Source organism: Flavobacterium sp., from assembly GCF_027483985.1.
Taxonomy (GTDB): Bacteria; Bacteroidota; Bacteroidia; order Flavobacteriales; family Flavobacteriaceae; genus Flavobacterium.
On the sequence record NZ_JAIXTJ010000050.1, the window covers coordinates 107,770 to 119,894 of the forward strand.

General features: G+C 32.3%; 11 protein-coding genes. 2 read left to right on the plus strand and 9 right to left on the minus strand.

The window, feature by feature from the left end:
* Nucleotides 1-57: 57 nt before the first annotated feature.
* From Q0050_RS12865 to Q0050_RS12885, 5 genes are read right to left on the minus strand one after another with little or no spacing between them, the layout of a single operon-like run.
* On the minus strand, nt 58-1,326 hold the full coding sequence (locus tag Q0050_RS12865; protein ID WP_298396505.1) for a beta-ketoacyl synthase: 1,269 nt from the start codon (nt 1,324-1,326) through the stop codon (nt 58-60).
* 6 nt (nt 1,327-1,332) lie between these two features.
* Nucleotides 1,333-1,764 (minus strand): FabA/FabZ family ACP-dehydratase, encoded by a 432-nt coding sequence (locus Q0050_RS12870; protein WP_298396508.1) that lies wholly within the window; start codon nt 1,762-1,764, stop codon nt 1,333-1,335.
* A gap of 30 nt (nt 1,765-1,794) precedes the next feature.
* On the minus strand, nt 1,795-2,847 hold the full coding sequence (locus Q0050_RS12875; RefSeq protein ID WP_298396510.1) for a type III polyketide synthase: 1,053 nt from the start codon (nt 2,845-2,847) through the stop codon (nt 1,795-1,797).
* A gap of 7 nt (nt 2,848-2,854) precedes the next feature.
* On the minus strand, nt 2,855-3,571 hold the full coding sequence (locus tag Q0050_RS12880) for a class I SAM-dependent methyltransferase (protein ID WP_298396513.1): 717 nt from the start codon (nt 3,569-3,571) through the stop codon (nt 2,855-2,857).
* Nucleotides 3,572-4,708, minus strand: a complete 1,137-nt coding sequence (locus Q0050_RS12885) for an NAD(P)/FAD-dependent oxidoreductase (protein ID WP_298396516.1) — start codon at nt 4,706-4,708, stop codon at nt 3,572-3,574. It lies immediately after the preceding gene.
* A gap of 79 nt (nt 4,709-4,787) precedes the next feature.
* Between Q0050_RS12885 and Q0050_RS12890 the strand changes: the two genes are divergently transcribed.
* Both Q0050_RS12890 and Q0050_RS12895 read left to right on the plus strand, forming a co-directional pair.
* Nucleotides 4,788-5,462 (plus strand): SGNH/GDSL hydrolase family protein, encoded by a 675-nt coding sequence (locus tag Q0050_RS12890; protein ID WP_298396519.1) that lies wholly within the window; start codon nt 4,788-4,790, stop codon nt 5,460-5,462.
* Nucleotides 5,463-5,470: 8 nt separating this feature from the next.
* Nucleotides 5,471-6,607, plus strand: a complete 1,137-nt coding sequence (locus tag Q0050_RS12895; RefSeq protein WP_298396522.1) for a hypothetical protein — start codon at nt 5,471-5,473, stop codon at nt 6,605-6,607.
* Between the two features lie 54 nt (nt 6,608-6,661).
* Here the strand turns inward: Q0050_RS12895 and acs are convergent, their stop codons facing one another.
* From acs to Q0050_RS12915, 4 genes are all read right to left on the minus strand, one after another.
* Entirely contained in the window at nt 6,662-8,569 is a 1,908-nt protein-coding gene (acs, locus tag Q0050_RS12900) for an acetate--CoA ligase (protein WP_298396525.1), read from the minus strand.
* 202 nt (nt 8,570-8,771) lie between these two features.
* Nucleotides 8,772-10,667 carry an acetate--CoA ligase gene (locus Q0050_RS12905; protein WP_298396529.1) on the minus strand — a complete coding sequence of 632 codons (1,896 nt, stop codon included), beginning with the start codon at nt 10,665-10,667 and terminating at the stop codon, nt 8,772-8,774.
* Nucleotides 10,668-10,798: 131 nt separating this feature from the next.
* Nucleotides 10,799-11,668, minus strand: a complete 870-nt coding sequence (locus Q0050_RS12910) for a helix-turn-helix domain-containing protein (RefSeq protein WP_298396532.1) — start codon at nt 11,666-11,668, stop codon at nt 10,799-10,801.
* 93 nt (nt 11,669-11,761) lie between these two features.
* Nucleotides 11,762-12,124 carry a response regulator transcription factor gene (locus Q0050_RS12915; RefSeq protein WP_298396535.1) on the minus strand — a complete coding sequence of 121 codons (363 nt, stop codon included), beginning with the start codon at nt 12,122-12,124 and terminating at the stop codon, nt 11,762-11,764.
* Between the last annotated feature and the right edge of the window lies 1 nt (nt 12,125).

Below are 12,125 nucleotides of genomic sequence, written 5' to 3' on the forward strand. Positions count from 1 at the left end.
TTTAAGAATACTGTTAGTACCGCTAAATTTAACAATTGTTAATTTAGTGCAAAAAATCTATTTGTATTTTCTAAAAATAACACATCCATTAACATCACCAAAACCAAAACTAGCTTTGACAACACAATTTATTTCACGTTCAATTAATTGCATTGGAATTTTAGTTTCAGAAATTAAGGCAGTTATATCTGGATTCAAATCTTCACAATTACTATTCGGAAAAACAAATCCGTGATAAATTTGCAATACTGATGCTACACTTTCTACACTTCCAGCACCAGAAAGGCAATGACCAACTGTAGATTTCAGTGAATTTATATACGGAAAATCAGTTCCTTTTCTACCTAGCGCTTCGGACCAATTTTTAATTTCTACGCTGTCTTTTGATGTGGCTGTCAAATGTCCGTTAATAACATCAATATCCTTTGTAGTAATCCCTGAATTAGTAATGGCATCTACAATACATCTTTGAACCGCAACCGAGTTTGGTGCTGTCATAGTTCCTTCACCACGTTGTCCGCCAGAATTTACAGTTCCTCCAAGAATTTCGGCATAAATTTTAGCACCACGATTTAAAGCCGTTTCTAAATCTTCAATAATTAAAGCTCCTGCTCCACTTCCTGGCACAAATCCCGAAGCAGTTGCACTCATTGGTCTAGAACCTTTTTCTGGTGTTTGATTGTGTTTATAAGTACAAACCTTCATAGCATCAAATCCACCCCAAATGTATGGTCCTGAATCACTTGTACTTCCAGCGATAATTCGTTTGGCTTGACCCGATTTTATGCGTTCGTAAGCCATCAAAATACTTTCTGTTCCTGTGGTACAAGCTGACGAATTGGTAGTTACTTGATTTCCTAATCCTAATTTCCCACCGATGTAAGCACTTACGCCCGAATTCATTGTTTGAGCTACAGCTGTACTTCCTAATCTTCGGGTTTGAAAATCGTCTATTTTGTAAATACTTTCTCTAAATTTATCGATTCCTGAAGTTCCAGTTCCGAAAATGGTTCCCGAATCCCAATCTGGATTTTCATTATTTTCAATAGTTAATCCTGCATCTTTCCAAGCGTCGATTGCTGCAATTACGCCATATAATATTCCAGAGGAATTAAAATTTCGTAATTCTAATTCGGTAAAATAATTAAGAGCCATTTCGGTGCTAATCTCAGGTTTTCCCGATATCTGACACGAAAATTGAAGGCGTTCTAATTCGGCATCGTGTTTAATTCCAGAGATTCCGTTTTTGATGGCGTTTGTAAATGCATCAAGTCCTACTCCATTTGGTGCGACAATTCCCAAACCTGTTATTACAACTCTTTTCATTTGATTTTAGATTTGAATGATACCCGCGATTGTTCCTCTACAAACTTCAATTCCATCATTATTTATCATTCGAACTTTACATTTTAATTTTCCGAATCGGAAATATATTTTTTCAGAAATCACCTTTATTTTCTCTGAAGGAAATACAGGTTTCAAAAATTCAATTTCAGAAGAAGTTAATGCTATTTTAGTTTCAAAATTGAAATCAGTATTCAAAAGATAAATTCCTAAACACACAACGCCAATTTGAGCCATAGTTTCTGTCAAAATGACACCTGGCGTGACCGGATTATTTTTAAAATGACCTTTGTAAAAATCTGAATTAGAATCAAATGTATACGTTCCTTCTACTCCATTTTCTGATATTGAAGTGATTTCATCAACAAACAAAAAAGGTTTTGAATAAGGTAGTTTTGATATGATTTCTTCGTTTGTCATTTTTTTAACCTATGAATTAGTAATGGTATTTTAAAACTCAATTAATATTCGTTGCGCAGTAAAACCTGGTCCGAAACTTAAAAGCAAACCTTTCTCTCCAGCTTTAGGTTTTTTATCTATAAATCGTTCTAAAACATATAAAACGGTTGCACTCGACATATTTCCATACAATCTTAAAACTTCTTTGGTATCGTCAATATTTTTGCCAGATTCAGAGAATAATTCTTCAACGGTTTGTACGATTTTTTTTCCGCCAGGATGAAATATTAAATGATCGATATCATTGATAGTCAAGTTGTTTTTTTCTAAAAAAGGATGAATAAACAGCGGAAAATGTTCGGCAATCGTTTCAGGAACTTCAATATCAAGTACCATTTTTAATCCTGAATTAGTCATTTCAAAACCCATCATATGTTCGTTATCATAAAAATGATACATCGATTCATCAAGGATTTTCGGACCTTTATCCTTCTCATCTGATGAAAGTAAAACACAAGCTGAACCATCACCAAATATGGCTGAACTCACAATATTTGCCATCGAAAAATCATCCAATTGAAAAGTTGCTGTTGGACTTTCGACCGCAATTACTGCTGCCTTTTTATTCGGATTTGCTTCTAGGAATTTTTTGGCATAAATCATTCCAGATATTCCGGCAACGCATCCCATTTCAGTCACAGGTAATCTTACAATATCTTGTCTTAATCCGAGTTTATTAATCAAATAAGCATCAAGCGATGGAATCATAATCCCAGTGCAACTAACTGTAATGATGTAATCTAAATTGGTTGGTTTCCAATTGGCTTTTTCAAGTGCTTTTGTGAGGACTTTTTCGCCTAATTTTATTACTTCTCTAACGTATATTTGATTTCGTTCTTCAAAAGATGTTTTAGTAAAAACCTCAATCGGATCCATTATTGAATAGCGTTTATCGACATTGGCACCTTCAAAAATCTTTTTCACTTTTTTGATAAAACGTTCCTCTTGTCCTATTAACCAAGCATCTAGAAAAGGCATTATTTCAGCAGTTTCTCTAGAAAATTCTGGAAGTTGTTTGGCTACAGTTACTATTTTTACACTCATTATTATTTTATCTACTTTTCTTAATTATCCATTGGTATCTAAAAGCCCATTTCCATTGCAAACTGTAATTTTTCAAATTTAATTCTTTTGAAAATTCTTCTAATTCTTGTTTTTTAAATCCGCGTAATATCGAAACTAATCCATCGTCACGTGACATCGAATTTAATTTGAAAACAAAACAAACCGCTTGAAATAATCTATAAGCGATCTTACTTCGATGCAAATCATTGATTACAATTCCAATAGAAGAATTATCATAAAACTGTTTTACTAATTTTATAATTTCTTCATTTTTAAAATGATGTAAAGTTAAAGTGCACAATACAATATCGTATTTTACTTCATCAAATTGTTTACTAAATATATCAATAATTTCATAAGAAATATTTGGATAATGATTGGATAGATTTTTAGCGTGATTTATTGTAAATGCATTGGCATCAATTCCGATTAATTTAAAATTATAACCATTGGCATCGCCATATTCTGCAATGTAGCGCAACATATCTCCATTGCCACATCCAATATCAGCTATAGTAATTTCGGTATTTTTATCTTTATTTTTTAGAAGTGTTTTAACTCCTTGTAAAGTTAATTGGTTTCCGCCCAAAAGTTGGTTTATTTTGGCAATTTTATCCAAAGCATCTTGCAAAACTTCGCCTTCTAGTTCGAAGTCGTCCATTATTTCAGATTCGTTGGTTCTATATTTGGTATTTATTGTCATTTAAATTGGTTTACCGTGTGTTTTTTTAATTATAACTGAAAGTAATGAAGGAAACAGCATTAGAATTTTCATTACAAACTGTGCTAAATTTTCTTGTTGAAGCAATTTTCCTAAAAGTCTTCCTAATTTTAATCTGCTTTTGAAATTAGTATTCCATTTGTGGGTATAATTTGCTTCCATTTGTGTTCTGGAAATTTTGTTTTTTAAATAATCTGTGACTTCTTCAGAAGCTAGTTTTGCGCTGTGAATTGCCATTGCCATTCCGTTTCCGCATAACGGATGTATCAAACCAGCCGTATCACCAATCATCAAAATATGATTTTCAACACTTTGTTTTTCTTCAAATGAAATCTGACTAATCGTTAGTGGTTTCTCAAATTTTAATATGGCAGTATCAAATATTTTCTTCAAATTTGGATTTTCACTAACCACTTTTTCTTGATATTCTTCAATGTTTTTGTGTTTTTTAAAAGATTTATAATCCGATAAATAACAGATGTTCACTAAACTATTTTGAATTTTTGAAACACCGCAATAACCACCTTTAAAATGATGTAATCCAACTAAATCATCGGGAAAATCCATTTGATAATGTGCTTTTACACCAAGCCATTCCGATTTGTTATTTATAAATTTACGTTTAAATTTTAAATCTAGATTAGAACGTTTGCCAAAAGCACCGAGAACAATTTTAGATTCATAGCTGTTTTCATTGGTAGAAATTTCAAAATGATCATCCTTAAATACTACATCGTTTACTGTATCTTTAATTACTTTACAACCCATTTTAAGAGCTTCATTAAAAAGGTAAGCATCTAAACAATAGCGACTTATTCCGAAACCGCCTAAAGGTAAAATTGTTTCTATTTTTTTACCTGAAACTAAAGAAAATGAAAGCTTATCAATTTTTTTTGGTTGAAGTGATTCAATATTTAAGTGCAATGATTTTAAATAATCAAGTACTTCATTAGAAATATATTCGCCACAAACCTTGTGTTTTGGATAAGTGTTTTTTTCAATAATAAGTACAGAAAAACCGTTTTTAGCAAGATGAATTCCAGAAATTAATCCGGCCAAACCTCCACCAATTATAGTTATTTCTGAATTTATCATATTCAGTAAAATTAGGGATTTCATTTAATTAAATGTTACATAAATAAAGTAATTTATTATAAATTTGAAAAATAATAGTACATTGTTTCCTTAAATAAGGAATATGAAATATTACTTTGCATTGTTATTATTAGTAACACAATTTACACTTTATAGTCAACAAGATATGGTTAAAGATTGGGCAAACATAAAAAAATATAGTACTGAAAATGAAAGCATTATGGCTCCGAAAAATACTTCGGCAAATGTTGTTTTTATGGGCGATTCGATAACCGAGTTTTGGAAAGTTAATGATCATAACTTTTTTAGTTCCAATAATTTTATCAATCGAGGAATTAGCGGACAAACTACACCTCAAATGTTGCTGCGTTTTAGACAAGATGTTCTTAATTTAAAACCATCTACTGTTGTTATTCTTGCAGGAATCAATGATATAGCTGAAAATACTGGACCAATCACATTAGAACAAATTATGGACAATATTAGTTCGATGGTAGCATTGGCAAAAGCAAATAAAATTAAAGTAATTCTTTGTTCCGTGCTTCCGGCAAATAAGTTTAATTGGAATCCAAAATTGCAACCAGCCGACAAAGTAATTGAGTTAAATCAAATGATTGCAGCGTATGCTGATAAAAATAAAATCACTTATGTAGATTATTACAAAGCAATGGTTGATGAAAATAAAGGTTTACAAAAACAATTTGGCGAAGATGGTGTCCATCCAAATTTAGATGGATATAAAGTGATGGAAGATTTATTATTAAAATCAATTTTATAATTAAGATTATGACTAAAGAAGAAATTTTAGAACGAGTTGTTGAACGTGTAAAAGACAACGAATATGATTATGAAATTGAAACTTTTTTAAAGCGTAAAGAAGTCAATCCAGAAGATTTTAAATCGATTATTGAAAACGCACGTGCACTAGTTCTTGAAGAACGATTGAAAGTGATGCCTAAAAAAAATCTTACAGTTTTTATTGTATTAGTTGTTTTGGTTCTTGCTACATTTTACTTGTTTGCTTTTTATTTACCAACTCAAAATGTTTCTCGAAACAAAACTATACTGTCTATAATTGGAACAGCATTTTTTTGTTTTTTTAGTTTTCTTTCACTTGTCTATTTCAATACTTGGAAACCAGAATTTTTAAAAATTAGAGATAAGCCAAAAATTGACTTTACGTTTATGGCTTTGATGTTTGTTCCGGCTGTTATAGTGTATTTTATTTTTTCAGAATGTATTTCCTCTGGTGCTGATAAAATTTTGAAAGCTACTCAAATTGATGCGGTTGGAACAGTAATTGATGGTGGCGTGACCGAAGTTAAACGAGTATTGCGTTCTGGTGGAGCATCTTTTGCATCCATCACAGTAGAATTTGAAACCAAAGAAGGTACTAAAGTAAGAGCCACCGAAGATATTTCGAGTTATCGTTTTAAAGATTTTTATTTAGGACAACAATTGAATATTGTTTATTCAAGTGAAGATCCATCTAATATTGATTTATTGATTGACGACAAAAGCATCAAGGAATTAAAAGGTACGCAACAGCGATCATTACAACCTCAAGATCTAATTCGTTTTATGAGCGTTAAAAAAGAAAATATTAAAGCTGAATTGGACGCTATTTCTTATGGTTGGGAACAAAAAGAAGAGGCTTGGATTAATGAAAAAAGCAATTATGCTTTAATGGCTAACGATAATGAAGTCAAACTAATTACGGCTTGGGGAATCACCCAAATGTTTCCAGAAGAACTTGAAAAAATGGGATTTAAAAAAATAGCAACATCTAAAGACAAAAAAGAAAACAAAATGGAAATTCTTTTTGGAGATAAATTATATGAAAATGACACTTATTATTTTCAAATAAAAACCCTTGTTTCTGGCGGTCAACAAATGAGTGCGGTTTTAGTTAACAAGAAATAAAAAAAAGACTGCTTTGATTTCTAAGCAGTCTTTTCAAAAAATAACCAAAATAAACTATAATTTTCCTTCTTTAATTTCTTCAACAATTTCAGGATTTAATAAAGTTGTTATGTCGCCAAAGTTTGAGAAATCACCTTCGGCTATTTTTCTTAAAATTCTACGCATAATTTTTCCTGAACGAGTTTTTGGTAAACCGTTAACGAATTGTATTTTATCTAATTTCGCAATTGGACCGATTTGGTCTGAAATTAATTGATTGATTTCTTTCGCAAGATTTTCTTGGTTTCGAGATTCTCCTACTTCTTTCAAAATCACATAACCATAAAGCGCATTTCCTTTAATATCGTGAGGGAAACCTACGATAGCACTTTCTGCCACTGCTGGATGTTCGTTAATCGCATCTTCAATTGGTGCTGTTCCTAAATTGTGTCCTGAAACAATGATTACGTCATCTACTCTACCAGTGATTCGGTAGTAACCAACTTCATCTCTTAATGCTCCATCACCCGTAAAATATTTACCTGGAAAAGCAGTAAAATAGGTTTCTTTATAACGTTGATGGTCACCCCAAATTGTTCGAGCCATTGATGGCCACGGAAATTTGATGCACAAACTTCCTGTGACTTGATTGCCTTCAATTTCATTGCGTAATTCGTCCATTAAAACCGGTTGAATTCCTGGTAATGGTAACGATGCATAAGTTGGTTTTGTTGGCGTAACAAACGGAATTGGTGAAATCATAATACTTCCAGTTTCGGTTTGCCACCAAGTATCTACTAACGGACAACGCTTTCCTCCTACGTGTGCATTATACCAATGCCAAGCTTCTTCATTAATAGGCTCACCAACCGAACCAATAACTTTTAAAGATTTTAATGGGAAACGTTGTACGAAATCTAAACTTTCTTTTGCTAAAGCACGAATGGCAGTTGGAGCCGTATAAAATTGATTAACTTGATGTTTTTCAATAATTTCCCAAAAACGTGAGAAATCTGGATAAGACGGAACACCTTCAAAAATGACTGTTGTTGCTCCATTTAAAAGTGGTCCGTATAAAATATAAGAATGGCCCGTAATCCAACCAATATCGGCTGTACACCAATACACATCATTTTCTTGGTAGTTAAAAACATTTTTAAATGAGTAGGCCGTTTGAACCATATAACCCGCAGTACTATGCACCATTCCTTTGGGTTTTCCTGTTGAACCTGAAGTATACAGGATAAATAACGGATCTTCAGCATCCATAATTTCAGCGACATTGTTAGGAATTGCGTTATCTAAAAGTGGTTGCAACCAAATGTCGCGACCGTCTTTCATATTTACTTCGGTATTGGTTCTTTTAACAACCAAAACTTTTTCTACACACGGCGATTTATCTAAAGCTTCATCTACAATTCCTTTTAAATCGATGGCTTTATTTCCTCTATAACTTCCATCAGAAGTGATAACTACCTTACAATCAGAATCATTAATACGAGCTGAAACAGCCGATGCAGAAAAACCTGCAAATACTACTGAGTGAATTGCACCAATTCGGGCACAAGCTAAAACAGCTACAGCCAATTCTGGAATCATTGGAAGATAAATGCAAACTCTATCGCCTTTTTTTATGCCTTGTTCGCGCAAAACATTGGCCATTTTAGCAACTCTTGCATACAATTCATTATAAGTAATATGTTGTGATTCCTCATTTGGATCATTAGGTTCAAAGATGATGGCAGTTTTTTCTCCACGTTTAGCTAAATGTCTGTCAATACAGTTTTTAGTAATGTTTACTTTAGCGTCCAAAAACCATTTGAATTTGGCTTCTTGCATATCAAATTCCATTACTTTATCCCATTTTTGGTACCAAGTAAAGTGTTCGTCAGCTATTCTGTCCCAAAATTTTCTTGGTTCACGAACCGACTTTTTATACATTTTAAAATAATGCTCTAAATTGTCTATTGTATAGTAACTCATTTTCTTCAGTAATTAGTAATTAATGACTAGTAATTAGTCGTTTATTTCTGTAAATATAAATAATCTATAAATGTAAAAAAGATATTTCTTGCTAAATTAGTATAGATAGTGCCTAGTTTAATATAAAAAGTGAATAATCACAAGTATATAAAGATGACTAAGCAGTTTAGAGTGCCAACATCTTTTATTTATTTTATTCAAGTTATTTATAAAAACCGATTTTTGCTTTTGTAAATTCTTCTCTAATTTCTTCGATGATGGCTTCATCATCAATGGTTGACGGAATTTGAAAATTCTCACCATCGGCAATACTTCTTATTAATTTTCTCAAGATTTTTCCAGAGCGTGTTTTCGGTAAACGTTGCACAATAGCCACATCACGTAATGAAGCAACCGCTCCAATTTGTTGACGAACGAGTTGCACTACTTCATATTGTAACTGAAAATGTTCTATATCTTCGCCCGATTTGGTCACAACTAACGCCAGTGGAATTTGCCCTTTTAGCTCATCATTTATACCTACAACTGCGCATTCTGCAATGGAATGATGAGATGATACAATTTCCTCCATTTCAGCGGTTGAAAGTCGATGTCCTGCAACATTGATTACGTCATCTACTCTACCAGTTATAAAAATATAATTATCTTCATCTTTAAATCCGCCATCGCCGGAAAAATAGTAGCCCGGAAATTTATTCAAATAACCCGATTTGAATCGCTCGTTATCTTTCCATAAATCTAACATAGTTCCTGGAGGCAACGGCAGTTTAATTACTACATAACCTTCTTGATTTGGACCTAATTCTTGTCCGTTTTCTCCAAAAATTCTGATATCATATCCTGCTACTGCTTTGCCAGCCGAGCCTGGTTTGATAGGTAAATATTCAACACTCATCATATTACAAATCATTGGCCAACCCGATTCTGTCTGCCACCAATGATCAATTGCTGGTATTGGAATATTTTTTTGATACCATTCTAATGTTGCAATATCACAACGTTCACCAGCTAAAAATTGTGTTCGTAAACTAGATAAATCATATTGTTTAATAAACTCGCCATTTGGATCTTCTTTTTTAATGGCACGAATTGCAGTTGGCGCAGTAAACATAACGCTAACTTTATGCTCAGCGATTACTCTCCAAAATGTACTTGCGTCTGGAGTTCGAATTGGTTTTCCTTCAAAAATCACTGTTGTATTGCGATTTAATAATGGTCCATAAACTATAAAACTATGTCCAACAACCCAACCAACATCAGACGCCGCCCAAAAAACTTCATTTTGTTTGGCACCATAAATGTATTGCATTGAAAATTTAAGTGCTGTCAAACAACCTCCGGTATCTCTGACAATTCCTTTAGGTTTTCCTGTAGTTCCAGAGGTGTATAAAACATATAAAGGATGCGATGCATTAACAGGTAAGCAAGCTACTTCTTCTGAACCATAAACAATTGCGTCATAATCGACGTCGTATTTTTTGAATGGAATTCTAGCGCCTAATTTTCGATTAAAAACGATTACTTTTTTAGGTTTGTGAGAGGCTAATGCAATAGCTTCATCAACTAACGGTTTGTAGGCAATTAAGCGATCAATTTCGATTCCTGAGGATGCTGTTAGTATTAATCTTGGTTTGCAATCGTCAATTCTTATGGCTAATTCGTGTGGTGCAAATCCACCAAAAACTACCGAATGTGTAACTCCTATTCTCGCACAAGCTAGCATTGCAAAGGCAGCTTGTGGAATCATTGGCATATAAATCACAGCCATATCACCTTTTTTCAATCCTAAAGAAATCATTCCACCAGCTAGTTTAGCTACTTCAGATTTTACTTCGTTGTAAGTGTATTTTTTTACAGTTTGGGTAACTGGTGAATCATAAATTATTGCGATTTGTTCACCAAAACCATCATCAATATGTTTGTCTAATGCTAAATAACAGGCGTTAAGTTCACCATCTGCGAACCATAATGGATAATCATTTTCATCTTTTGACAAAATAACGGAAGGTTTTTTGTACCAATCTATTTGATCAGCTTGTTCGTTCCAAAAAGATTCAGGAGATTGAATACTTTGGTCGTAAATATCTTTGTAATTCATTGGTATTGTTTGGTTTGTATAGGTTTAAATAGCAAAGTAAAAGTAGCTAATTAAACTATATAGCAACAAAATTTCTTGCTAAATAGATATATACGATATCGATTGCGTAAATCTTTTACCGTTCTATAAGTTTAGCACTTTATTTCTAACTTATATCCTATTCCGTGAATGTTCACAATAGCAATAGACGAATCTTGTTCTAGTTTTTTTCTGAGTTTAGAAATGAACATATCCAAACTTCTTGTAACAATTACGCCTTCATTTTCCCAGATTTCTTTTTGTAAAGTGGTTCTGTCAATAACTTCGTTGGGCGAAGAAGAAAGAATGTATAATAATTTAGATTCTTTAGGAGTTAACGATAGTAGTTTATCATCCAATTGAAGAAGATTTTGCTTAAAGTAAAATTCATATTGTCCAATTATTATTACTGATTCATCGTTTTTAACCTCTACGTCAGTTGTAGTTTTTCTACTTTTAAATATTATCCAGCAACCAATCAAAACAATTAATAGTGTCGGGACAAAAAGAAGGTATTTTGTACTAGAAACATCATTTTTAGGAACAAATGTGATAGTTATTTTGTAATAATCCAAGGGCATTTTTCTTCCAATACAGGTAATTACATTTTTATTGGATTCAGAATCCATATGAAAACCATAAACAATCGCATCATTTGAATTTTTTTGAACTGCGACTGAATATTCTTTGGGAAAAGTACTTTTTGAAAGATTATTTTGAACAATATAGATTAAAGAATCTGGACTAAAAGCAAACTTATTTTCAAATCGAATTTGAAATTTATTAGTTGAAATACTTTTTATTGGTTCAACTTTGGAAGTTTTATCATTAGAACTTAGCAATACATCGTGGCCAATTTTTCTGAGAAGAATTTCATTTTTTAGTTGACTATTTGTCGATGTTGATATGTAGAAGTATGTAATCGGAATTGTTACCATCGCTAATGCAAGTAGTAATACTACGTAAAAATGCTTTTGTTTCATAAACCAAAAGTATTTAGTTTTTAGTTTAATAGAAATGTATTTAGGAAAGATTTACATTTTTTTACAAAAAATACACATTTAAAACCTAAAAAATTAGGAAAGCAATTCCATAACTTGGTCGACTACTTTCTTTATTGAAAACGGTTTTGTTAAATAAGCGTCTGCACCAAGTGCCATACCTTTTTCGATATCACTTTCTTTATTTTTTGCTGAAAGGAAAATCACTTTGGTATGTTTTAAATTATCGTCTTTGCGAATTTGTTCAAGCGTTGCATAACCATCTACCATTGGCATCATCACGTCGAGTATAATCATATCAGGAAAGTTGGTTTTTAGAATATCCAAAGCTTCTTGACCATCACGTGCAATAAATACTTCAAAATTATTTTTTTTGAAAGTATACTCCAATGCCATAACTATGTTGGGTTCGTCATCGACAATTAAAATCTTTTTCATA